At 39.1% G+C, this 26,234-nt stretch carries 20 protein-coding genes; 2 read left to right on the top strand and 18 right to left on the bottom strand.

The features are described from left to right. Positions 1–2: 2 nt before the first annotated feature. From R2Q94_RS01795 to R2Q94_RS01765, 7 genes are all read right to left on the bottom strand, one after another. Positions 3–824 carry a TonB family protein gene (locus tag R2Q94_RS01795; RefSeq protein WP_316819715.1) on the bottom strand — a complete coding sequence of 274 codons (822 nt, stop codon included), beginning with the start codon at positions 822–824 and terminating at the stop codon, positions 3–5. A gap of 31 nt (positions 825–855) precedes the next feature. Further along, positions 856–1,392, bottom strand: coding sequence for a biopolymer transporter ExbD (locus R2Q94_RS01790; RefSeq protein ID WP_316819714.1), 537 nt, complete (start codon positions 1,390–1,392; stop codon positions 856–858). A gap of 9 nt (positions 1,393–1,401) precedes the next feature. Further along, positions 1,402–2,016, bottom strand: a complete 615-nt coding sequence (locus R2Q94_RS01785; RefSeq protein WP_316819713.1) for a biopolymer transporter ExbD — start codon at positions 2,014–2,016, stop codon at positions 1,402–1,404. A gap of 86 nt (positions 2,017–2,102) precedes the next feature. After that, on the bottom strand, positions 2,103–2,945 hold the full coding sequence (locus tag R2Q94_RS01780) for a MotA/TolQ/ExbB proton channel family protein (RefSeq protein ID WP_316819712.1): 843 nt from the start codon (positions 2,943–2,945) through the stop codon (positions 2,103–2,105). Positions 2,946–3,228: 283 nt separating this feature from the next. Continuing rightward, positions 3,229–4,833 carry a phosphoenolpyruvate carboxykinase (ATP) gene (gene pckA / locus R2Q94_RS01775; protein ID WP_316819711.1) on the bottom strand — a complete coding sequence of 535 codons (1,605 nt, stop codon included), beginning with the start codon at positions 4,831–4,833 and terminating at the stop codon, positions 3,229–3,231. Between the two features lie 144 nt (positions 4,834–4,977). After that, positions 4,978–5,331 carry a translation initiation factor gene (locus R2Q94_RS01770; RefSeq protein WP_316819710.1) on the bottom strand — a complete coding sequence of 118 codons (354 nt, stop codon included), beginning with the start codon at positions 5,329–5,331 and terminating at the stop codon, positions 4,978–4,980. An 11-nt stretch (positions 5,332–5,342) separates the two neighbouring features. Continuing rightward, positions 5,343–6,251 carry a diacylglycerol kinase family lipid kinase gene (locus R2Q94_RS01765; RefSeq protein WP_316819709.1) on the bottom strand — a complete coding sequence of 303 codons (909 nt, stop codon included), beginning with the start codon at positions 6,249–6,251 and terminating at the stop codon, positions 5,343–5,345. Positions 6,252–6,482: 231 nt separating this feature from the next. On the opposite strand from R2Q94_RS01765, the gene metK reads away from it, so the two are divergent. After that, positions 6,483–7,733, top strand: a complete 1,251-nt coding sequence (metK, locus tag R2Q94_RS01760) for a methionine adenosyltransferase (RefSeq protein ID WP_316819708.1) — start codon at positions 6,483–6,485, stop codon at positions 7,731–7,733. Between the two features lie 140 nt (positions 7,734–7,873). Further along, positions 7,874–8,221: a hypothetical protein gene (locus tag R2Q94_RS01755; protein ID WP_316819707.1), complete on the top strand. Its 348-nt coding sequence runs from the start codon at positions 7,874–7,876 to the stop codon at positions 8,219–8,221. 200 nt (positions 8,222–8,421) lie between these two features. Here the strand turns inward: R2Q94_RS01755 and R2Q94_RS01750 are convergent, their stop codons facing one another. From R2Q94_RS01750 to R2Q94_RS01700, 11 genes are all read right to left on the bottom strand, one after another. Further along, complete coding sequence (locus tag R2Q94_RS01750) at positions 8,422–10,947, bottom strand: beta-N-acetylglucosaminidase domain-containing protein (RefSeq protein ID WP_316819706.1); 2,526 nt, start codon at positions 10,945–10,947, stop codon at positions 8,422–8,424. Between the two features lie 87 nt (positions 10,948–11,034). Next, the gene (locus tag R2Q94_RS01745) at positions 11,035–11,907 is read right to left on the bottom strand and encodes a discoidin domain-containing protein (RefSeq protein ID WP_316819705.1); all 873 of its coding nucleotides are present in this window, start codon (positions 11,905–11,907) and stop codon (positions 11,035–11,037) included. A 31-nt stretch (positions 11,908–11,938) separates the two neighbouring features. Further along, on the bottom strand, positions 11,939–13,648 hold the full coding sequence (locus R2Q94_RS01740) for a LamG-like jellyroll fold domain-containing protein (protein WP_316819704.1): 1,710 nt from the start codon (positions 13,646–13,648) through the stop codon (positions 11,939–11,941). Positions 13,649–13,674: 26 nt separating this feature from the next. Continuing rightward, positions 13,675–15,624, bottom strand: coding sequence for a M60 family metallopeptidase (locus R2Q94_RS01735; RefSeq protein ID WP_316819703.1), 1,950 nt, complete (start codon positions 15,622–15,624; stop codon positions 13,675–13,677). Between the two features lie 11 nt (positions 15,625–15,635). After that, positions 15,636–17,372 carry a LamG-like jellyroll fold domain-containing protein gene (locus R2Q94_RS01730; RefSeq protein ID WP_316819702.1) on the bottom strand — a complete coding sequence of 579 codons (1,737 nt, stop codon included), beginning with the start codon at positions 17,370–17,372 and terminating at the stop codon, positions 15,636–15,638. Between the two features lie 30 nt (positions 17,373–17,402). Further along, a complete protein-coding gene (locus tag R2Q94_RS01725; RefSeq protein ID WP_316819701.1) occupies positions 17,403–19,022 on the bottom strand; it encodes a DUF5008 domain-containing protein in 1,620 nt (539 codons plus the stop codon). A gap of 40 nt (positions 19,023–19,062) precedes the next feature. Continuing rightward, positions 19,063–19,779: a fasciclin domain-containing protein gene (locus R2Q94_RS01720; RefSeq protein ID WP_316819700.1), complete on the bottom strand. Its 717-nt coding sequence runs from the start codon at positions 19,777–19,779 to the stop codon at positions 19,063–19,065. A gap of 29 nt (positions 19,780–19,808) precedes the next feature. Then, positions 19,809–21,317, bottom strand: coding sequence for a RagB/SusD family nutrient uptake outer membrane protein (locus tag R2Q94_RS01715; RefSeq protein WP_316819699.1), 1,509 nt, complete (start codon positions 21,315–21,317; stop codon positions 19,809–19,811). A 16-nt stretch (positions 21,318–21,333) separates the two neighbouring features. Beyond that, a complete protein-coding gene (locus R2Q94_RS01710) occupies positions 21,334–24,441 on the bottom strand; it encodes a SusC/RagA family TonB-linked outer membrane protein (RefSeq protein WP_316819698.1) in 3,108 nt (1,035 codons plus the stop codon). A gap of 69 nt (positions 24,442–24,510) precedes the next feature. Further along, entirely contained in the window at positions 24,511–25,542 is a 1,032-nt protein-coding gene (locus tag R2Q94_RS01705; RefSeq protein WP_316819697.1) for a DUF5007 domain-containing protein, read from the bottom strand. A gap of 11 nt (positions 25,543–25,553) precedes the next feature. Beyond that, positions 25,554–26,228: a hypothetical protein gene (locus tag R2Q94_RS01700; RefSeq protein ID WP_316819696.1), complete on the bottom strand. Its 675-nt coding sequence runs from the start codon at positions 26,226–26,228 to the stop codon at positions 25,554–25,556. Positions 26,229–26,234 lie beyond the last annotated feature (6 nt).

The raw sequence follows: 26,234 nt of genomic DNA, 5'->3' as shown, positions 1-26,234 counted from the left end.
TACTATTGAGATAAGGTAAAGCTGATTGGAATATTGAACTTCACACGAACCGGTTTTCCGTTCTGAATACCCGGAGTCCAACGTGGACTAGCTTTCAATACTCTGATTGCTTCTTCATCAGTACCACCACCAAGTTTTCTTTCCACTTTGATGTCAGTTAAGTCTCCATTTTTCTCTACTACGAAAGATAAGAACACTTTACCTTGAATGTTATTCTCTTGAGCCATTGGTGGATATCTCACTGCTTTTTTCAAATAAGCATAGAATTTATCCATACCTCCAGGAAAACTTGGTTGAGTTTCAATACTCACAAAGTCATAAACCTTAGTATCTTCTACAACAGCTGCTTGTTTAGGGCCATCTCCAACAGGACCGGCAATTACAATATCAGCAGTAGGGTCACCTTCAATGGTTTTCTGACCTGGGTCTGCCTTTTTCAAATCTTCAATTTGAACAGGCTCTTTGTCAATTACCTCATTATCCGGTTTTACAATCGGAGGAGGGAATTTAATCTGATCCTGTTTCGGTGGCGGAGGCTCTACCGGTGGAGGTGGAGGGGTATCCGGATTCACCGGTGGAGGTGGCACAACTGTAACCTCTACTTGTTTCACGATCTCGTCTTCAGGAAGACTACCTTTGATCATGTTTATTACTTTTGGGGCCGCGAATGCTACTACGAAAAGAGTAGAAGCAATCAGCAAAGCTTTTGTGGTATTTGCGGCACTCGTACTACGAAGCTGGTATGCACCATAGTTCTTGTTTTTACCCGCGAAGACGACATCAAGCCATTCCCGTTTCAATAAATCTATTTTAGAACCTAACATAGCTTACTATTTAATATTATTAATTCTTTTATTATAAAATTCCAGCACTTTTCATGAAATCTTTTTCAGCATCAGTAATGTTCTCATCATCGATCGCAGGAGCAGTCTTGATCTTAGTGATCGACAACTCATCCATGATATCAACAAAGTTCTTGTAATTCGCCCCTGATGTAGGCTTGATCACCATGATGATCTGTCTGCCACCAGTAGTTTCAGCTACTTTCTTTTTATTATCTAATATTGATTTTCTGATGTCAGCAAAACTTTCAACATTAGGTTTTGATTTACCAGCTTCTCCCATGTACCAGGCAACTTTATTGTCTTTACCCAATAAAATAGTCATGGTTTCAGAAGCACGTAGTTCATTCCTTTCTACCGATTTGTCTTCTTTATCAGGCTTTGCAATATCCATTGCAATTGGTTTCGACAGGGAAGTGGTCAACATAAAGAAGGTGATTAGCAAGAAGGCTAAATCTACCATCGCCGTTAAATCGACTTTGGTGTTCGCTTTCTTACTCCTTACTTTTTTGCCTTTTTTCCCCCCACCGGAGGTATCTAATTCAGCCATAATATTTATCTATTGAGCATCGCCTTCGGCAGATGTGATTAAACTAAACTTGTTGATTTTTTGCTTCTGCAGAATATCGATCACTTTCTTCACCGCAGGATATTCTTCCTTAGCGTCACCTTTGATACTGATACGCATTGGCGCAGCGTGTAATTCAGCTACAGCCTGACGTGATTGCATCACCCATTCCGCCAATTGATTATTTGTAGAATCCGTTGGAATACCTGTGTCAATGCCCGATTTGGTACGCTCATCGCCATTCATATTAATGAACTGCTTTAAGCTCTGAATTGGTACACCGAAAGCACCTACCACACCAAAACGCTTTCTTTCTTCTGGAGTGAATTTAATTCCGTACTTCTCTCCCATTTTATCAAGGGTCGCCATTTTAATGTCGTTCCCTACGATTTCATAGAACACTTTGCCTTTTCCAATCGACAATATACCCATGTCCAAATCTGGAACTTTAAGTTTATATGTCGATGAAGGGATAGTAACATCCAAAGGATCAGGTTGACGTGCTGTTGCTGTTAAAATAAAGAAAGTAAGCAATAGGAAAGATACGTCGCACATGGCGGTCATATCGATCGAAGTACTCTTTCTTTGAACCTTTGCTCTTGGCATAATTTTAAAAATTACTTATGTATTTAACTAATGATGTTTATTCTTCCGGTTTTCCATAAAGCCGGTAAAAAAAAATACATTATTTTTTATTTATGCGTAGAAGCGTAAGTTTGGATGATGCTGAAACCTGCTTCATCAATAGCGTAAGTCAATTTATCAATTTTCGAAGTTAAGATGTTGTACATGATAATCGCGAAAGTAGAAGTACCAATACCTGTAGCTGTGTTAATCAAAGCCTCAGAAATACCAGTTGCTAATGCAGCTTGATCCGGAGCACCAGAGTTAGCTAAACCACCGAAGGCCTTGATCATACCTGTTACAGTTCCTAATAGACCTGTTAATGTACCTACTGATACTAATGTTGCAATTACAGTTAAGTTTTGCTCTAACATTGGCATTTCTAATGTAGTTGCTTCCTCGATATCTTTTTGGATAGCTAAACATTTTTGATCTGTATCCATGTTTGGCTCAACTTCCATTTCTCTGTATTTTTTCAAACCAGATTTGATTACGTTCGCAACAGAACCTTGTTGTCTATCACACTCAGCCATAGCACCTTCGATGTTGTTTGAGTTTAAAAGTGATTGTACTTTTTTAACAAAAGCATCTAAGCTACCTTTACCAGTTGCTTTACCGATTACGATCATACGCTCAATTGAGAAAACGATAACCATTAAGAACATACCCATTAATACTGGTACGATGAAACCACCTTTATAAGCCATACCCATGTAGTTACCTACTTTTGGCATAGTCTCATGCAAATCTGGATCTGCTCCGTCAATAAAGTTATCTCTACTACCCAAGACAAACTTGAAAATACAAATACCGATAATGATACAAATAGGAATTACTAATGTTGCAAATAAATTTGAAGCAGATGAAGAGCTTTCTTTTTTAACTGATGTTGGTTTTGGTGCGTTTGCCATTGTTTTTTAGTTTTTTAGTTTTTAGTACTCGTGTTTTTTTTAAATTTAGATTATTATTCTGTAATACACACAACGATCATTACAAACAATTGTTGCAAGAACAAATTTATAACTTTGATTTTAATTCCAAATTAAATAATCGTTAGTTTCTTCCCTTGAACTAAGTCTCCCCCCTGTCCGCATCGGCGTATATTAAAAAAAGATTGTCCCCTAGCGGAGACAATCTTTCACAATTAAAACTAAAAAAAAATTGATATGCAAATTTTTGAGCAAAAAAAAAGCTTTATGAGGCGTTTTCCACAACTTTAGGGAAGGATGCGAGGATTTCAGCACTCGCATATGCTTCAAATTGCTTAAAGTTTGTAATAAACTCCTGTGAGAGTTCATTTGCTTTTTGGTCATATTTTTTCTGGTCTTCCCAGGTATTTTTCGGTTGTAATATTTCTGATGGAACGCCAGGACAAGACACTGGTATCTGCAATCCAAATACAGGATCTGCATTGAAACGCTCTTTTTCAAGTTCGCCTTTCAATGCCGCAGAAATCATTGCTCTTGTATACGATAATTTCATTCGTTTACCGACACCATATGCTCCCCCACTCCATCCGGTATTCACTAACCAGACATTTACATTATGCTTGCGCATCTTCTCACCAAGCAATTCTGCGTATTTTGTCGGGTGCAAAGGCAGGAAAGCCTTTCCAAAACAAGCCGAAAAAGTAACCTGAGGTTCTGTAACACCCGCTTCAGTTCCTGCCACTTTTGCTGTATATCCGGAAATAAAATGGAACATCGCCTGACCTGGAGTTAATTTTGAAATTGGAGGCAAAACCCCAAAAGCATCTGCCGTTAAGAAAAAGATATTTTTAGGCACCCCTGCAATAGAAGGCAAAATGGCATTATCAATATAATGAATAGGATAAGCAACTCTGGTATTTTCTGTTTTCTCGATATTGCTGAAATCCACTTCACGGCTGCCAGGGAAATAGTTTATATTCTCTAAAAGAGAGCCAAATTTAATGGCTTTAAAAATCTGTGGTTCCTTTTCTTCTGTCAGGTCTACACATTTTGCATAACAGCCCCCTTCAAAGTTAAAGATCGTATCACTGCCCCATCCATGCTCATCATCGCCTATCAAACCTCTTTCCGGATCTGCGGAAAGTGTCGTTTTACCAGTACCTGATAAACCAAAGAAAATTGCGGTATCGCCATCCTTACCCACATTCGCAGAACAATGCATGGAAAGCGTGTTTCTTTGTTGAGGTAAAATGAAGTTTAATACAGAAAAAATCCCTTTTTTGATCTCTCCGGTATAACCTGAACCACCTATAAGGATCATTTTTTTACTGAAGTTCAATATAGAGAAATTCCCCTGACGCGTACCGTCTATAGCTGGATCCGCTAAAAAGCCTGGTGCTGCAATGATCGTCCATTCCGGGCTTTCAGGCAATTCCTCTTCCGCAAATCTTAGGAACATATTATGGGCGAACAAATTCTGATAGGCACTTTCAGTCACCACTCTGATCGTCGTTTTATAACTCTCGTCAGCGCAGGCATAAGTATCCCTCACGTAGAATTTCTGCTGATTCAGGTAGTCAGTAACCTTTTTTAGTAGCGAATCGAAGTGATCAGGGCTAAATTTAATGTTAATATCTCCCCACCATACGGTGTCTTCCGTCAAGCCATCGCTAACAATAAATCTGTCTTTTGGAGAACGTCCTGTAAATTTCCCGGTGTCAATAGCTAATGCTCCGGTATCGGCAAGAGTTCCTTCTCCATTTTTTAAGGCCTCTTCAACCAATTGTGATACATTAAGCTGATAGAGGGCATGATCTGAATTTAAATTCAAATACCCTAAATCCGGCTTAAGCGTAAGTGCTTTGCTCATAAATAAATAAGTTAGTGAGACAAAGTTATACAGATAAAAAGGTATTATCAGCGCTTTTACAGGAAAAAATTTACTTATTGTCCTTGTTACACTAACAATAAATCAACTAAAAATCAGCGAATTACAAATTAACAAGGGCTTTTGTTAGCCTCCGGATTTTTTAACTTTATATCCTTCTTTTTGCAATAGCAACATCACCTTATCCCTGAAATCGCCCTGAATCAGGATCTCACCATCTTTTGCAGCACCACCAACACCACATTTGGACTTCAGCATTTTAGCCAGTGTTTCCAGCGCTTCTGTAGTTCCAATAAATCCAGTCACCAGCGTTACCCCCTTCCCAGCACGATTTTTACGATCCAATTGCACACGAAGATCCTGCTGATTGGCCGCTAATGGGGCCTCTTCCTCTTGAAGGTCCTGCTCATATACAAAAGAAGGGTCTGTAGAAAACATAATCCCCCCAAAATCATTCAATATTTTCTTTTTAGCTTTCATGTCTAGGTAATTTATGAATTAGAAAGCGCTCCCGCCTCATAATCTGGTGTAATGATATTTAAAGATAAAGGAACCATAGAGATGTTCAGTTCCTTACCCATAAAAAAAGGTTCGCCATCAATATGAATGGCATCATTTCCCGCCCGGACAATCCGGATTTCTCTTCCCTGAATGATCTCAATCATCGAAGTCCGATTTGCGGAACGATTCAACATGTGATAGGCTAATATTGGAATCTTGATCAATGGAAATTTTTTAATAATGCAAACATCCAGTAATCCGTCAGTAATAGAAGCATTCGGTGAGATGTGCGCATTATTTCCATATTGCGAGGAATTTGCCACACTCACCACAAAGGCGGTACGGATATATTCTTTACCATCTATATATATATGGTAGCTTTGGGGTTTATAATTCAACATTTCCTTAAGCCCTAACTTAAGGTATCCAGATAAGCCCCTCGATTTATTTCCAGCAAAAACAGAACTGATATGTGCATCAAAGCCCATGCCTGCCATGTTAAAAAAACATTTATCATTAAACTTCCCGGTATCTATCACCCGCACCTTGAAATCATTGATCACTTTTATTGCCTGTATCGTCTTCATTGGAATTTTCAAAAACCTCGACAATCCATTTCCAGATCCAAAAGGAAGAATTCCCAGGACCTTATTTTGCTGCATAACCTTGGTCCCTATCTCATTGATCGTTCCATCGCCACCCACTGCTACAATGACGTCAAAGTTCTTACTGGCAGCCTCTTCAGCTATTTCTGAGGCATGGCCAACATATTCCGTAAAGCTGTAATTCGCATTAAATTTGGACCTGTCCAAATGTGCATCTATCAATGCTGGAATTTTCAACTTGTCCTTCCCTCCTGAAATAGGGTTGATAATAAATAATATATTCGATTTTGACAAAACACTGGTTTAAATACACTACAAAATAATTGATATTTTTTGACTATTTGAATATATATAGTAATTTTGCATCATTAAAGTGGACTGATTTGCGATGCTATCATCAAAAATAGCGGGATTGCAACCACGTAAAAAAAAGTGCTAACCTATCATACACTTCAATTTACTGCCTGCATTGCAGAATCAGAGGCCATTTTATATAATTGTTTATTATAAAATTAATTATTTAAGATGTCATATTTATTTACATCAGAATCTGTTTCCGAAGGTCATCCTGATAAAATCGCAGATCAAATCTCCGACGCACTAATTGATAATTTCCTGGCTTTTGACGCAGATTCAAAGGTTGCATGTGAAACTCTTGTTACAACCGGTCAGGTAATACTCGCTGGTGAGGTTAAATCAAAAACTTATCTTGATGTTCAGCAGATTGCACGTGACGTCATCAAAAAAATTGGTTATACCAAAAGTGAGTACATGTTCGAGGCCAACTCTTGTGGAATCCTTTCCGCTATTCATGAACAATCACAAGACATCAATCAGGGTGTAGATAGAAGCAGCAAAGAAGAACAAGGCGCCGGTGATCAAGGCATGATGTTCGGTTATGCTACTAACGAAACGGAAGATTACATGCCATTGGCACTCGATCTTTCTCATAAACTATTACAGGAACTTGCTGAGCTAAGACGCGAAAATAAGGAAATTACCTATTTACGCCCGGATGCTAAATCTCAGGTAACTCTTGAATATAATGACAACAATAAACCAGTTCGTATTGATGCCATCGTAATTTCGACTCAACATGACGACTTCGACGAAGAAGCAGCCATGCTGGCAAAAATCAAATCTGACCTGGTATCGATCTTAATTCCAAGAATCATTGCAAAATACCCACAATACGCACATTTATTTAATGATGCTATTGAATACCACATTAACCCTACCGGTAAATTTGTAATAGGTGGTCCACATGGTGATACCGGTTTAACTGGCCGTAAAATCATCGTAGATACTTATGGTGGTAAAGGTGCACATGGTGGTGGTGCTTTCTCTGGAAAAGATCCAAGTAAAGTAGATAGAAGTGCAGCTTATGCAACCCGTCATATCGCTAAAAACCTGGTAGCTGCAGGTGTTGCAGAGGAAATTCTGGTTCAGGTAAGTTATGCTATTGGTGTTGCAAAACCAATGGGTATCTATATCAATACTTATGGAACAGGTAAAGTAAATAAAACAGACGGTGAGATTGCTGCGATTGTAGAAGGCCTATTCGACATGCGTCCTTATTTCATTGAACAACGTTTGAAACTAAGAAATCCTATTTATAGCGAAACTGCTGCTTATGGTCATATGGGCCGTAAAAATGAAACCGTTACTAAAACTTTCAGAACCCCATACGGAGAGGAAAAAACAGTAACCGTAGAATTGTTTACATGGGAGAAACTAGATTTCGTAGATCAGGTGAAAGCTGCTTTCTCATTGTAGTACGAAAACATTATACCTTAAAAAGGCGCTATTCCTATCGGAGTAGCGCCTTTTTTGTTGAAACAAATCTCCCGGAATACATAAAGAAAAAACCATTTCCCGTCATAAATGTTAGTTTATACAAACAATCAGCAATCATTATGGAACAGCCAATAGAAATGAATACCCTTAGCCAGATCCTTGAAAAGTTGAGACTTAAAGGACTGGACAATGAAATAAAGATGACAGATCATGGTAAAATGCAAGGTGTTGGCCTTAATAAAATATACAACCCGGAAGATTTAAGCATTATTAAAACCTATCGATTTGAAGGTGATTCTGACCCCGGAGATAATGCTGTCCTTTATATTCTGGAAGATAAGGACGGTCAAATTGGATATATCCTGGATGCCTATGGCATGTACAGCTCTCAGGAAGGAGCTGGATTTGATGACTTCCTGAAAAAGATCCCTACTGCAGACCGTGATCTACAGGAACTTTTTAATTAACACTATACAATTTGTGATAAAGGCCCATCGCAATAGCGACGGGCCTTATTTATTTATACTTTTTTATCCATTACACTTATCCATAACACGATTATCCCATCAATAATCGCTAAAACTAATATTGCCCATTCGTAGAGTTGCATATATATATTGTTTTAATAAGTAATAAAATGATTTACACGCTAATTATAACTTGCAGGCTAATTTTTAGCTATTTCATAAATACGTAGTGGTTCAGTAGCATTTGTTCTAAAATACAGGGTATCTATTTTCTTCAACGCCGACTTTTCAATTTTAATATAGTCATCACTTCCTGTATATAAAATATTTTCCCTACCTTTCTTATCCTTCGAAAACACAGTAATGGTTTCCCCATTTAATCTAAGTAAAAACTTTAAATCTGTGATCTGAAAGTCCTTAGGCAAATGCAGCATCCCCGGTTCATTATTTGAGAAAGTACTATAGGTTTCCAGATTACCGTCTAGCACGTAAACCCCATTATCTGCCTTATTCCTGGTATTCACTTCCATTTTAAACAGCTTAAGGTAGAACGTCTGGGCCTGATCAGACTTATTCCTAAACCTAATGTACTGATCTTCCGGACGGTCAAATTTGCTGATCAGACCTTTCCCTTTTTTCTCTTCTACAGAAAGGGCTTTCCAGGTCTGCGCATCATTGGAAGTTTCGAAAACTCCCCAATTCCCTAGTGTTGAAGACTCCAGATTAAACGCCAGTGAAGTCGCCTGTAAGTTTGGATGCAGATGTAAACCAAAATAATCTCCAGGATTCATCTTAATGGTCTCCAATGCAGGTGAAATGGCTACCAGCTGATTGCCAATTTGCAATGGCTGACTTTTCAGCTTAGCATTATTGGTATACAAGATGGTCTGATCCTTAACCAACAGCCCTGTGTGAGCAAGTACACCATTTCCAGCCGTCATCTGCTGACCAATCTTTAATAATACTTCTTTTACAAAAGGTGTCATGACCAGTGAACCGGTTTTAACACCTGGCTGATAAGGATTCAGGTTCGATTTCTGATCAAATTCTACCATCTGTTCAAGGTATCTTTCTGTGGCCAGATATTTTTCCCATGCCGAATCATATGATTTTTTGTTCCAGTTCTCCGCCAATTCCATTACCGCAACACCAGCTCTTCCCAATAAATCAAACTGTACTAACCATGGATGAATCTGTGCTACCAGCCTTTTATTCTCTGCTTTCGTAGAAATATCCTTCGAAGCAGCAATCATTCCTTCAAATTCCGCTTTAAGACGCTTCGCATCCTCAGTGGAATAACCTCCTTCATTTAAAGATTTCAGGAAAGCTACAGTGTAAGGTTGTATCACCACTGATTCCGATCTTCTGTATCTGTGGCCATTGGGTCCCGGATCACTATTATGCGAATTAAACAACTGAAATGCTTCTGACGCTTCTGGCATGATATAACGATGCGAAGCCAGCCAGGCCTGTTCGGGCTGATAACTTTTCATGTTCCAGGTGTACAATGCCACTCCAAAAATTGCTGTTTTGGATGGTTCTGCCTTATCCATCGGATTAGACACAAAGCCAGACATCTGATTTTGGGCCTCAGTATCGATTCCATAGGATGGTCCCATTAATAAGTGGTCACGTACATAATCGCTTACCGGGAAATTCCACCATACAAATGCAGGTCTTCGGATGCGCTTATTCACCCATTCCAAACCTTCTTTTGTGATATCAGCAACCACTGTATTCCCGGTCCACATGATCTGAATGGCAGGATCTAACTTTTCGCCCAATATATCCAGGTAAGTACCCGGTTTCGGATCAGACCATCCTTTATTGTATTCTGTGGGACACATGACCAAAGGAGTTACATCTTTTTTCTTATTTACAAACTGATATTGAAGGTAATTCAACAGACCGGCTTGCTTATTGGCGTCTGTTCCTACACCAGAAATATCATCAAAAAATACAGCAAAAGAACGTACGCCAAGGGCATACATCATTTCAAATTTTTTAAGTACTGCTGTACTATCTCCCAGATTCCATTTGATGTCTTTCCCAGGATGGATCGCCCAGACAAAATCTACATAATTCTTTTTTGCTTCCTGTACCAGTTGTTTGATATCTGCCTCCTCTTTTTCCGGATAATGTAACCTCCAGTTAGGAGAAGAATGGTAAGGGTCGTCTTTTGGACCATATATATAGGTATTCAATTTCAGCTGACCATAAAAACGCAGTTGCGCAATCCGATCATCCTGCGTCCATGGATCACCATAAAAACCCTCTACAGTACCTCTAAAGAGCACATCCGGATAATCAGTTACCTTTATAAAAGGAAGATTAGCTTTCCCCTTAGCCAATTGAATTAAAGTCTGCGCTGCATAAAAAGCGGCTCTATCATCCGCAGCGGCGATCTGAATCCCTGATTTATTAATGGTTAGTTCATAAGCTCCTGAACGCTGACCGGCAGATTTTTGTATTTGAACCTTTAGAGGCAATTCTTTCTTTCCACCATCCAATTTTATCACTGTACCAAGAAGGCTTTGTAATTCGGCCTTAACAGCTCCTGGTTTTACATAAAAAGCCTGATTCAAAGGAATCGAACCGCTTTCCATCAGCACTTGATGAGGCTGGGGATAAATCACAACTGGCAGGTCCTGAGCGATAGCAGATTTAGTGAGTACACATAAAATAATGGGGATCAGTCGTCTTTTAAAGTTTAGCATCATATTCATTCGTTTCTTTCTTTATTAAAGGGCATCTATTAAAAAAATGGGGCCCTGGACTAAGCCAAGGCCCCTACAATAATAGGATTAATAAAATTATTTTCTTGAGTAGGCTTCAAAATTAGCCAGACAAGGATATGGAGATCCAATTAATAAAGTCACTTTTACATATCTGATAGCTAGCGATGAGCTCACTGGAAACATTTGCTCTTTTGTAGTTGCCGGGTTAAAAGTCAACTGTCCTCCTCCAATATCTGTAAAATCGATCCCATTTACACTTCCTTCAATCTTAAAACTTGTAAAGCCTTGATTTGGATCGGTATGTGCATTCAAACCAATTTTTGTAAGCTTTGTAGCTTCCTTGATATCCACCATTAACCAATGTGGGTAAGGGAAGATAGGGTCAAGATTATAGTCCGACTGCCAAAAAGATGGCGTACCTGGGCTGGTTAAACTGATTACTTTAATGTCATCAACAATATTTTCAGCACCATTGCGCTCATCATCAACGTCATTAATTTCACTGGAAGCTGTTGCAGTCCATCCGGTCTTCGTCAATTTAACTTCCGGTTTTAAAATAGGCAAGACACCCATTGAGCGGGTAGCCACAGCTTTTCCATCAGTGTTGGAAACCAATATCGAAAAATTAGTCAGGCCAGAAATGGGAACTGTAAATGTCCCAACTGCATCCTTATTATTTTTCAATATGACTTCTTTATTCAGCCCATCCTCCACATACTTGAATTTTAAATCTACAGATTTCTTAGCATCATTTTGCCAATCAAATTTAGCACCATTAAGTACTGGAGAAATTTCGACCGTATTAGATACGTTGAGGTAATTCTGATCTTCAACTACCACCACTGGAGCGATTACCGGTTCTATTTCTTTTATAACCTTATCCTTCTTACATGAAGAGACCGTTGTAGCTGCAAATAACATCAATAAATAGAAACCTTTTCTGTTCATTATCTTCATTTTTTTAAACATCTTAAGCTGATTACTTGATAAATTCCAATTCAAAATTTGAGATCCATGGTGATCCGTCAAGGCTCCAGTCCGATTTAATCGGAACTTTCAACCAATAAAAAGTAAGGGCAGCAATATCTGGACCTATAGAAACGACAGAAGTGGCACCATCAGGGATCATCATTGGTGTTCTGCTCACCGGAATATCATTCCCTAAACTCTCCCACTTACCTGATCCAGTCATTAAAAAGTTTAATCCAACTGGTGCTATATTTGAAACTACTGCGCCAGCCCCATCATCAAATGGCCAGAAGCCAATTAAATTAGCATATTTGGGATGCTTGGTGATGTCCTTCAAATTGATATTTGCCATTACCGTGGCGTCGTCCAGTGCAACATTAAAATACGAAACATCACCCGCATTAAAATCCAGCTGTGTACCGCCATTATCCTGATTTCTATAGCCTAGTTTAAATGGTTCGGTGGTCGACAAATTCTTCGTACCTGTAATATCTTTACTTACATTCTTTACCCCATCTGTATACATAGTTGCCGTTCTGGTAGCCCCAACAGTTTTTACGGTTAAAGTTAGCGTATGCCATTTCCCTCCTGCAACCTGAGGGCCTCCCAAACTCACTGAACTACCTCCATTATCTTTACCACCCAAAACAACCTCCCAGTTTCCACCGTTGAAAATCATCGTCCACCCGGTGTTTGCATGCGCATGAACATCTGTACTTTTTGAGAAGAAACCAGGCCAATAAGCATTGTTATTAAATTTAGCCTGCAATTGCACAGTAAAATCCTTGCTAGTTCCCGGATCGTATAGGCCTTTATCATTTCTGATCACAGCCGTTGTTGTCGGTGCATTAAAACGCATGGTATTAAAACCTATTTTTTTCACCTCTTCCTGTTTAAGATTAGGATTTGAGCATACGATAAAACCTTGTTTTGGGCTGATTTCATTACCTCCACGGTTAGTCGTCACCAGGATCAACCAATCTTCAGCAGCATAGTTTTTACGCTTCTTCAGTGCAGCGGTAAGTTCTCCAATATAGCCATCTACCTTTTCAATTACAGCTTTATAAGCCGGCACATCAGCCGAAAAACCTACCGAATTCCCTACAACTTTCACATCTCTAAAATCAGCAAACACAATTTTAGCATTATTAGCCTGCAGAATATTAACTGCAGAATCCTTAACCATAGCATCGTCTGCTGCTAAAATACGGTGATCTGCATGAATCAAATATTTATTCAGAGCAGCATCTGTAGTTATGGTCACTGCCTTGAAGTCTGGTCTTACATCCAACAAACGTGAAAAGAAAGTAGGGTAATTCGTAATTGCCCCGTGTTCTTCATCTGTATTATCTGGATTCTTTACTGCTGTATAGTTATCGTCTATAATGGCATGCTTTGCGGAAGCTACCCCTGTTAACATACTCGCTAAAGAGCCCGCATCAGAGGAAACCGCATCAGTAAGCGCACTGAAACTGAATTTTCCGTTTTTGATCAATGCTGCGATATTAGTTGGATTAACCTTCATTACCTCGGAGCCAACGGCACCATCAATATTGATAATTAGCACCTTTCTTTCTGATTTCCCCTGCATGTTATCACCGTACTCTTCAAATACCTGAGGAGGATTTTCATATTTCCTACAAGCATTAAATACTACACTCATTAATACCAGCACCATACTCATTATTAAGGCCCGATTTTTACTTTTATAGTTCATCATGATTTTCAATGATTTATATTTACTTATTATTTAATGACACTAAGCTCTGCAAGTGCCGCATCCGCATTACCTACCCAGTTATTCTTAATAATTACTTTATAGAACCTTGCCTTTAATGGGGTGTCGAAAATAAAATCGTTCTTTTTCCCTGCTGTATTAGCAAGTTGAAAGTTCCCTAACTTCTCCCAATCTGAAGCTTCGTTTGTATCACTGCTATAGATCTCAATATCTTTCGGAATCTGCCTCGCGCTGGCCCTTGCAGTCAAAGAAAGTCCTTTCGCCAGTGGTAGTTCAAATTTATTTAGTCCCTGATCCCAGATAATGGTATACGGCATTGTTCCTAAAGGAGTGCCTTGCCATTGAGAGTGCCAGAATGTTGCTGGATTACCATCCAATAAGGTAGAAACGCGTCCATTAACGGATCCCTCTCCTACAAGCTCTTGAGAACTGGATATGATTTTTACCGGGTTGAAAATTTCTTTCCCACCAGTCTTAGTCATAGGATTATAAGTCCACTTCCGTGTCTTCAACAATGGATATTTTGCGCCAATACTCAAGTAAGACTGCGAGCTGACACTGATTCCCCAGTATTCAAAAAACGGCCTTAAATCTACTTTAGCATATTCAGAAAACCGTTCATAGACAAAGTCATGTTTATCCTGATCGGTATTTGAATAGCGAGCTGCATGTCTTGCCGCAGTATATAAATAAGGCATCGCGTCATAACCATATTGTTCAAATATTTGAAGAAATGGTACCATTCTCTTAAAAGGATCATCGATTCCTGGGCCATCAAAATCCTTTTTAACCCCAATTCCGATTTCTGTACTCGCAAAGTTTAATGCTGGTTGCACCCAGTCACTACCATGTTGAATAGCAAAATCAGCCCCATTTCTATGGGCTACTTTATAATTGAAAAGATTATTTGTTGTTTCCCCTAAGGTAGACCAGCTCCAGATGCTACCTTGCTGGCAATTGTGACCAAATTCATGGTAAGTTCCCCAATTCGCCCCGTGTAACAATTGATCAAGGCTGACCACGCTATTGAACCATTCGTTATCCATCGTCGCTACGGTTGGAAAACCATTGTGTCCATAACCTACCGATGGTTGAATATCCAGGACTTCACGCCATGCACCTTGTGGACTTTGGTCCCTGATGTCGCTGGCATTATCGGAAAGGCCCATCCAGCCGTTAAAATCCAATTCAAAAACATTATTCCATGCCGTCATTAAAGCCGTCGGCTGAGTTAATGGTTTTGCAGAATTGAAATTTCTAATCAGAAAATCTCTGGGAATCAGAAAAATAACTCTGTTACTACGTAATTCTAACCAGGGCACTGTTGAAGCTTTAACTTCCGCAATCCATGCCGCGTCATTGCTCTTCCCCAGTACAAAATCAGGTGATTTTACCGCACCAGTAATGGTAAACTCTACAGGTTGTTGAATTGCAAAAGCAGCGCGGATATAGATCGTTCCCCCATATCCATTACGGACATAATTTGCTCCCGGATAAAGCTGCTGCACACTAAATATTAAAGGATCTCTTTTTAGATTCGCCTGACCGGTCAAATTATCGGTATGGCCGCCAACCTGAACACTCAATCCATTGACTCCTGCAGGAACCATGATTTTAATCAATTCACCAGCTGGGGCATAAAATCCCGTACTAAACTGCGGCTCTGGTGCCACCGAAATACGCAATAGAAATTTATTAGAAGCGGAAAAATTCAGATCAAGGGTAAATTTAGTATCCTTTACCCTGGGTTCATTTGCATCCACCATCCCTGGAAATATGCGGGCTCGGGAATACAGAGACCTGTCCACCCTGGACATGGCCGTATCTAATGGGACTTCATTACCTTCTGCTGAACCTGGTTTATTATAACCATCCTCAAAGTGATAACCATATTTTTTGCAGGAAACCATGCTCAAAAGCAAAACGCCACAGAGCATATTAAAATATATATTCTTCATTTCTATAGGTTTTAAGGCTTAATATCTAAATAAATTGGACTCCATGTTTTACCATCGAGACTCCATGAAGCTGGCACCGAAACGCCAAGCCATTGATAAATTTCAAAAGGGATATCTATGTTGTTCGGAACCATTCTATAAAATGAATCGCTGATCTCAGGACATAGTGTAGGCGCAATATCATTAAAAGCTTCCCAGGAAGGATTCTTGTTTACGGTAAAATTAATTCCTTTACCACTAACCTCTTTCAATGATTTACCCGAGCCATCATTTAAAGGCCAATAACCGATCAACTTACTATAACTTGGATTTGATGCTGTTACTATTGTTTTACATGCATAATCCTTAATTTGCTGCGCAGTTAACGCTACGTTATAAATTTGCAGATTATTCATCAATACGCTGGCTTCGGTGTTCTCACTTCCTGGAATATATCCTATTCTCAAAGGAGAGGTATTATTCACATTATTGGCATCCATATCCACCTGTGCATCCAGGACTCCATCAGTATAGCCCCTGATTTTTGAATTTACCCCATCAATGACTACAGTTACCTTATGCCAATTCCCATCATTAATTTTACCTCCTTTAACCTGGCCTCCTATATTAGAATTAAAAGTCCAGTTGAACCCTTCCAAAAATAGATTCCAGCCGGCTCCGGTAAATCCTTCAGCCCTTTTTGATAAAACTGTCGGGTAAATAAAACTACCTTCTTTACTTTTAATCAAAAACTGAATGGTAAAATTCCCTTTGGATCCGAAATTGTAAAGAGCCGTATTTGAAATCGCAGCTACCGGTCTGGTAGCTGTTGTATAGTCAAACCGGATGCTGTTACCCGAATAAGGGATATGTTCAGAATCGGGCTTTGGAACAAAAAGAGTACTGAATCGAGGATTATAAAATAGGACGAAATTATTCCTTGAAGCATCAGCATAAGCGGTGAAATCCGAAGCATTTGGATCTGCAGGAATCAACCCTCCTTTATTGGAAGTCACAACTACCAACCAGTTTTCATTGGAAAAATTCTTTCTGTTAGTTAAAGAGGTCATGATCTCTCCTACATAATTATCAAGTTGAAGTATTGCATTTGCATAGGTTGGAGATGTTTCTAAATAGTCACCATTCTTTCCAGCCAACTCAGCACTATGAAATTGAGCCACTACTAAAGCTGCATCATCCCTTTTTAACTCCTCTTTTACCGCATTTTTCACGGCTAAATCACTGCCTTCAAAGGTTTGACTTGCTGTCGCATCTGATGCGAGATTGGTATTAAAAGATTTAGAGGCTGCAATTGAAGTGGTTCTAAAATTAGGTTTCACTTGCTTTAAATGAGTAATGAGCGATGGATAACTGGCCAGTTTATTACCTATAAAGTCTTCAGTTGTCACCAAATGCTTATCAGGTTTAACTCCGGTCATCATATTTGCCCAGGCTCCGGCATTAGTCAGGATATAATTTCCATCTGTACTTAATCCATCATAGGCATAAATGGAATTTTTAACCATTTTGGAAATATTAGGAGCATTAAGTGACCTCAATGCTCTTCCTCTAACTCCATCTACTATGATATATAACACTTTTCGTGTTTTTGCTTTGATTCCAACCGTATCATTTACGGACGACTCTTTTAATTTATTTGGGAAGTCTTTATTACAAGAAAAAATCGTCGTCAGGAAAAATGCGACCGTTGCCAAAACAAATGCATGTTTTACCAGGGCTTTATAAGTATGTGTTTTCATTTTTTTCATATCTAATTTGTTTGTCAGAATCTACCCCGATTATTGTTTTAACTCGACGCGCACAATATTCCCAACTCTGGTATTGTTAAACTTATTGAAAGCTCCTACAAGGATCACAGCAGGATTTCCAAGAGCTGAAGTCGTTTCGACAACCTTAAGGACCTGCCCTTCGAAAGCACCGGTATTGTTATATCCCGCAGCAAGGGTTCCATTTTGACCAAGGATCATAAACCCTTGTCTAATCACCCCATGATAGCTGTTAAAACCTCCAGAAACCAATACTTTACCATTGTTTAACTGATGAGCAAAGTTGGGTACACCACCCACAAGCTGATTAAACTGAAATAGATCATCCACAGTACCATTGGTATTTAACATTACCACACCTTCTCTTGGCTTTCCATTAAAATTCTTAAAAGCGCCGGCAAGCATTATTTTACCCGTAACAGCATTGTAAGTAATAGAGATCACAGGCCCATCTGCTCCGGATCCGGTATTAAAAGTTTTATCCACACTACCATCGGTATTGATACGGACAATATGATTCGCTGGAACTCCATTAAAAGTAGTAAAGGATCCTATCGCCACAATTTTTCCATCGGCCTGCATAAAACCATCATAAATACTCCCATTTCCACCCGCATATCCTTGTTTAGTATCCGGATTGTAGTTAAAAGTAGAATCCATTGTTCCATCTTCTGTCATACGAACCATTTGGTTCATACCAGTGATATCAGTCACTTTGAAATCACGCGTAGAACGTTCATAGAAGTATTTAACGTAATGAGTAAATGACCCTAGCACGGTGATTTTATTATCCCTGACGAACGTCCTATAGGCAACGCCAAACACGCCACCATTAAATGTGGCCACTGTATCAAATCCCATTCCCGGGATGTCGGGCTTTACATTGACTACCCTAATGCGTGTAGAATCTAAGGACCCATCCACATTCAGTCGGGTAATTCCATTCATTCCCAAACGCTTATTATAGGAGTTTATAAACCCTCCCACAATATATTTTCCACTATTCAGCCGATTGATAGACAAAATTGAACCGTCAGAGCCTTTGCCTGCTTTCAGTGAGTTCTGAAATGCCCCGTCTCTGGAAATGAGCACAATTCCATTAATAGGAACCGTTGCGGCCTGATTCTCAAAGTTATTGAAACTACCCACCATCATGTAATCCCCGGATGGAGTTTTATAGAGGTCATAAATTGGCCCGTTAGTGCCATTTACAGCCTTAAATGAAGCATCTACAGCAACCTTACCATCTACAGAAAATTTTGGTCCGAAAAACGACTGTCCTTCCAGTAAAACGGTTGTACCCCCACTACTGGCGTTTTCGGGAACCTTTACTGTAACTGTACTATCTGAAACAGTAACAATTTCTGCCTTTGTTTCATTAATAAAAAAGTCAAACTTTCCTTGATACTTCGCTAAACCATTGATTTTGAAGGTGACTTCTTCACCAGTACTTCCACTGGATGGGCTTGCTTCATCACCGATAAACTTAACCCCCAATGCCAGCTTCCCTCCACCATAAGGATCAACTACAAATCCTTCTTTCTTCTTGCAGGAAACCTGAACGAGTACAAGCAGCAACAGCAGCAGACTCATCAGGTTCACTCTTATATTTAATGTATTGATTGAGATCATAACTTTTATTTAAAATATATATATAAAGGACTTCATTAGGCTACTCGCCTGCCTTGCCTATACCAGCGGAAATCGCGGCAATAATAAATCGATCGGTTCCAAAGCCAAATGAATGATTCTGATAGACTAATGCATGGATCACCCCGTTGGTAGGTTGTATATCTGAACTGGCAATAGGGGTATTAATCAAACCAATTTTTGGAGTAGAAAAATCGGGAATATAAGAAAGGATCAGCTGTCTGTATCCTACATACTTTACTCCAGATGCGTCATTATAAAACACACCAATATTCATTGGTCTTCCCCCTAAAGAAGTATAACCCTGGCCACCAAAAGCATTTATCGCAAGCGTATCAAGCTGTGGAACATCCTTTAAAAGATAACTACCTTTAAAGACATATAAGGAAAGCATTTCCTTCCAGACTTGTGGTTTCACTTGTTCCAACTGAGAAACAGTATCCTTACCAGTAGTCCTTAAATATCTATTCAGATTTTTTACAGCCTTGTAAATACAAGAGCTTGGTGGCGCAAAGAAAGTCACATTCTCTTTCTGGAAAACATCTTCCATACCTGCCACTTTTATGACCCTGGTTAAGCTGTCAAAAATAATAGGCTTAGCCTTTAAGTACTCTAAGATGGTTCCATTATACTGTGCCTTGTGTACACCAGTGTCTACAAAATAATCCTTTTTACAACCTACCATGAAGCAGCAGGATAGGATAAATACAGCTGTTATTGTTTTTATAGTATTCAACATAAATTTCTTTTTTTAATATCTAAACCTGATTATCTCCAATAATTATTAAGAACCATGTATGGATTGTTATTCATCGCACTTGCATCCATTGGCCATGTCCATGCACCAGCCTTGAAATTCTCTATTGGCATTACGCGGTAACAGTACTCTTTGTCCAATATTTTTTTAGTACGAACAAGGTCATAGAAATAATGTCCTTCACCCATCAATTCGCGACAACGCTCATAATAAATTGCATCCTTCAAGTCTTTTCCACTCTCAATTATTGGTGTCGCTTCAGCTCTGGCTCTTACCAGGTTTACGGAAGCCCTTGCTCCAGCATCATCACCCAATTCAGCCTGAGCCTCTGCGCGTAATAAAATCGCATCTGGCAAACGGAAAACCATCAAGTTATCATCAGGCAAAACATCTTCTCCTTCTGCCGCAAAGATGTTTACGAATTTCAACAGCTCCCATGAACCATCTGTGTTATACATAGTTGCCGGATCAAACCAAACCTGTAATCTTTTGTCCACCGAACTCAAAGGGTAAATTTTCAACATGAACTTCGTGTCATAATAAACATAACTCTTGGTAATTGATTTTATCGGTTTATGAGGATAATGCAATACCATGTCCGTAAAAGTATTATAGAGGTAATCTCCTGTGGAGTACTCGCCATAGTTTAAACTACGCAGTACTTCAAACAAGCTTTCTCTGGTTCTACCTTTAAATATTTCCTTAGTTCTGTTAAGCGGTAACAAACCATAGTCATTGCTGCTCATGATATCAGCACCTAACTCATTAACTGCGGTATAGTAATTCCTTTTGTTCGGTTCATCAAAACCAGCAGCCCACATGTTAAGGTGCATTAATAACACATCAGCCCCCCCACGCATTGCACGTATGCCTACTAAGGAAGGATCCTCATATGTCCAGGGAAGATCATTTTTAACCGCCATCAAATCGGCAATACAGTTATTTAGAACTTTAACCATAGGTGTTCTTGGGATGGCATCCTGGTGGTAAGCATCCGTATAATAAGGAACATCACCAAACTGACGTACCAAAAACAGATAGGCCAGGTTACGAAGAAAGACGGCTTCTGCACGATACTGTTTTCTATCTGCAGCGGAAAGTGAAACCACCTTATCAGCCTGTACATATAAAATATTGGCCGATTGAATCATTTTATACCAGCCATTCCACATTGTTAATCTTTCATAGCGAAAATATGGCAGATAAGCATTGCTGGATGACAGGATAGATTTCAAATCGTTGTTTGAGATTTGCGATATGTAAGGGCGCCCAAGACCTGAAGTCATATTGATTGGGGCACAACGCATGTCACCAGTAGTTGCAAAATAAGGTGTAGACAATGTATTCTCCCTAAATTGGTTGTATATCCCTAGCGTAAAGGATTCAACATCCTTTTTATTTTGCCAATAATTGTTCCCGGATAAATTATCTATTGGGGTAACATTAAGAAATTTTTTGCATCCTGAAAGGATTGATCCTCCGGTCAGCAAGAATAAAAATGCACATATAAATCGTTTCATATAATTTCTTTTAATATTAGAATTGAACTTGGACACCTAGAACAAAAGAACGCGGACTTGGGTACCCCCCAGAGTCATCCCGGCCTAATGCAGTTACAGTCTCTGGATTGGCTCCTGAATAATTACTAAAGGTGTAAACATTAGCAGCAGTACCATACACACGTGCAGAAGAAATTCCCCATCTTTTAATCAGGCTTTTATTTAAATTATAAGAAAATGTTACCTGGTTAATTTTAAAATATGATCCATCCTCCTGGAACAAAGTTTGGTCATAACGGAATGGAGTATATTGCGAAAATCGCGTATAATCGAATGGATTCGGATAAGTCGCGTTGTCTCCGGATTGTTTCCAGTAGTCATAAGCCTCCAGTGGAACCAATCCACTCAAAACAGTTGGGTCATTAAACTTTTGAAAACGGGATGATAAATCGTTGTTTAAAATATCTCTGATCAATGTAAACGAGCCATTGATGGTTAGGGAATAGTTTTTATACTGCATGGATGAAGTGATACCACCATTAATCAGGGGTTGCGAATTACCAACTGGCACGTAATCATTTCTATCTAAAACATAATCCCCATTTAAGTCAGTCCATCTTGGATCTCCCGCCTTAAAATAGGTGTAGTTTAAGCCACCTGTGCGGTACCTTAAGCCTGTCAATGGATCCACTGGAACATCGGCATTCGTAGAATAAACACCATTGGTATTTAACAAGACATTTGTCAAACTATTTCTTCCCAAACGGTAAAGAATGTTCTGGCCAGTCTCAGGATCTGTTACCAGCAACTGACTCACTCCATCTGGGAGGTGAACCAGTACATCCTTGTTCAAAGCTGCATTTGCAGACAATAACCAGGATAGCTTGCTATTTTCGGATAATGGACGTGCAGAAATGGACAACTCGTAACCATAATTCACCACACTCATTTCATTGGTACTCACTTGCTTAAAAGCATTGATATTGGCAACATCCTTTTTGCGGAGCATATTGTCTACCTGCTTATAGTAAGCGTCGAAAGTCACACTGAATTTCCCATTTAAGAGTCCTAAGTCTAATCCCGCATTGAACTGGGTAGAGGTTGTTGGCGTAAGCCGTGTATTTGGAATCACATCCAGATCCAGATTAGTTGTAGGAATCTGATTGTAATTGCCACCGGCAACATAACGTCCGTAAACATCATAAACCGAACCTGTAGGCACAATATTTTTACCATAAGTAAAGCGCAAGGAACTGTAATCAACCCATTGAAGAGATTTCATAAAGTCTTCCTTATTGAAGTTCCACCTCAAACCCATTGAAGGACTCTTAGAATAACCCGCATCAGGACCATTCGTTGAAGATCCGTCAATACGATATGTTAAGTCTAACACATACTTTTTATCATAGTCATAAGAGAAGGAACTCGCAAGAGAGGCGGTTCTTAGATCAGAAAGGTTATTTAGCGTTCCTCCCTTTGACATGAACCAATCGTAGCCAAATGGCCCTTTTATCTGGTCATTCGGGCTTCCTATTTGTTGGATTACGTCAGCTCTGAAGCTAGTTGAGTTCAGCTCTCCAAAGACAGCTGCATTAAAATTATGTTTTTCATTAATTGATTTGGCATATGCTACTCTCGTCCTGTTGTATAGCGTATTTTTTCTATCAAAATAATTATACAGGATATTCGAATTGTCATTCAAGCTACCCGGCTTAAAATTATCCTTAGCGGAAGAAAAATAGTTAAAACTGAAGGAGTTTGAGGCCCGTAAACCTTTCACAATTTCATAATCAATATCCAATGCGGTAGTCATATTGATCGTCTTATTCTCATCCTGGGTATTTAAAGTACTTAATAAGCCATTACCTGCTGAAAATAAAGATGGAGCTGGCAATAAAGAGGATGCCTTACCATTTTCCGCGACACCCTTTTGCGTTAAACTATTTCCTCCACCAGTACTGTTATTGGCCAATGCATTAGAGGCGGATGCTACCAATTTGAACCGCTGATTTGGCTGGTATTGAGCATTCATGTTCAGTGTATATCGGGTAAAATCAGTATTTTCTACAATACCTTTTTTACTGAAATAACCAAGGTTAACTTTATAATTGAATGTGTTCTCTCCACCAGAAATATCTACGTTATGTGTCTGGTTAACCGTATTTCTATAGAATTTAGCTTGCCAGTCTGTAGAATTATTGTAATAAGCATTCAAACTATCTGCAAGAAATGGAGTTTTATTTATGGTATTTAATCCATGGTAAAAACTACTGTCATTTTGTAGAATCTGATCAATACGCATCAGTCGTTCTCCCTTTCCTCCTATCACCTTTCTCAGAGCAGGTGCAATATCGAATGTAAGGTTTGATACGTATTTAATAATCGGGATTTTAGAATTTCCTCTCTTGGTGGTAATCAGGATCACTCCATATGCACCCCGAGATCCATAAAGCGAAGTGGCTTGAGCATCTTTCAAGACTTCAATTTGTTGAATATCCTCTGTTGGGATCAATGAAATCGGACTCAAGCCCGGACCTGCCTGATCAAAACCGTAAGAATAATCGGTATTGTCGTCTACAGGAATACCATCAACAACAAATAATGGAGAGGTTGGGGTTAAAAAGGCTTTCCCCCCTGATGTTGAAACATTCACGTTAGAAATACCGCGGATGTTTACTGAACCACGCATCCCTGGAGTACCATTATTATTTTGAATGTTCATCCCAGGTACCTTACCCTGAAGCAATTCCATAACGTTCGCAGCCGGAACATCCTGAATATCTTTAGCGGTTATGATCACACTGGATCCTGTAGATACCTCTTTTGTCTTCTTCGCATAACCGATAATAACGGTCTCATGTAAAGCATTCACTTCTTCTGCTAAAACAATGTCCATTTTCAAATTACCAGCTACTTTCCTGGTAACTGTTTTGTAACTGATGTACTTAAATGTAAGTTCAGCATCTTCAGACACGCTCACACTAAATTTTCCATTGCCATCTGTGGCACCGAGGGTAACAGCAGGTCTACCCGTCGAAATTATTACGCCTGGAATCGGTTTTCTTCCAACCTTATCCGTTACAGTTCCCTGCACTACAACTTTCTTTTGTTGTGCAAACGCCTCCTTATTGAAGCTGAATAGCATAAACAAAGAAAATATTATAACCGTATATCTCATATCAGATCTTATATAAATTAAAAATTCTGTATATTATTAATCATTAGTAAATTTTGGACTTTCATTGAGGAACCAGATTGTAATGAGCCAATCGCCCTTCTCATAGATGGCAAAATCCATATTCAATGATGCCACTTGTCGAAAGTTCCCAAATCCAAGCCTGTCATAAGAAAATGAGAGATGAGCCTTATCACCTAATGTATTGGTATACTTCGTTTTATAAGCTATTAATGGAATCGGATAAGCGACATCGTATTTTACAGAATCGCTTGTCATCTTCATGTTAAATCCATGCAATAGCTGATCCCATTTGGTGAGGTTGAACTTCTTTGGATCAATCGGTTTATACAAAGAGTCGACAAACTTAATGGTGATTGAGTTTCCATTCCCAACCTTTTTAAAAAGTACACCAACATCATTATTAAATAAAGGAATATCTGTTTTCTCCCCACTCATATTGATCAGGCTGGCAGATGTTAATCCAATATATTTTGATAGACCAGTAATGGGATCCAATACCGAAGGTTCGAAAGCACGTTCCTTAAGTGGCATCAGTTTTAAGTCTCTGAAATATCTACGTCCTCCAGTGTTTGACATTTCTACATCAAATACATAACCCGAATCCGGTTGTGTTCTGACAAGAGATGAGTTGGCTGCAGACCACATTAAAAACTGACCGGAATGCTCTCTGATTTCAAATAACGGACGATGCTCGATCTTCCTTTTTGCTTCAATCTCTGCAATAGACTTTTCATCGCCCAAATAAGGCTTAGTCCATACCTGAACAGGATAATTGTCGATCAGCTCTTTCGCTGCAACACCATCTCTTGTTCTCATATTAATAATTTTAAATGTTAAAGGCTGCGAGGAGTTTCCAACAAAAAAGTTATCCGAAAACAGGGTATTTCTTCCCAGAACCGGCATATAAGTTGACACTGTAAAACGACTATCTGTACCAATAGATTCCCGGTCAACCGGCAAATTCTTTTTACAACCAATGGTACTTACTAACAGTACCAATCCCATAAAAAGAGCGTTAAGTGATGCTAATGGGTATTTATTCTTCATTTCTTTAAACCTTAATGATTAAATCTTGTTACAAAATCACTGAACCCAAAATCATGTCCGGGGGCGACTACATTGACGATTGCGTTGTTCGTTTCAATGTTCACTGCATTTGTTGGGGTACTTTGCCAGTATCTGATAAAAATTGAATTCTTAGGATCCGTAAAAGTGATGATCCCAGGGCCTCCACCAATAAATCCTGATGCATCTGCGTTGGTATATAAAATATGCATTGGGTATTTATAATGCAGACTCTTCACCAGTAAACCATCTGCGAAACTCTTAAAGGTCTCCGTATTCAACCTGCCTGGGATAATGTATTTGCTGACCATACTGTCTAACTCTACAATGTCGACGTCAGCCAGATAAAGTGGGCTTTTATTCGTTTTCTTACGTACCGCATTTAAATTCTCTACTGCGATTACAAAACTCTTATTGGTTACGGCAAACAAGGTAACTTGCTTATTTTTCAATGAATCTTCAATCGCGGGTAAACGATGAAGAACTACCAATAGAGAATCATATATTCCCGATTGTGCCTTTAGATAATCTAAAGCATTTCCATCAAACTTCTGCAGTTTATTTTCATAGTTGTAATAGGTGGTATCACCCTTTTTACAAGCAAAAAGCATAGTACTAAGTAGGACAACCAGCAGAGTATGGAAGAAAAAGTTATTTTTATTTCTCATCTGTAT

The sequence above is a fragment of the Pedobacter gandavensis genome (assembly GCF_032678465.1).
GTDB classification, from domain to species: domain Bacteria; phylum Bacteroidota; class Bacteroidia; order Sphingobacteriales; family Sphingobacteriaceae; genus Pedobacter; species Pedobacter gandavensis_B.
This window is presented reverse-complemented; position numbering and strand designations above follow the sequence as displayed.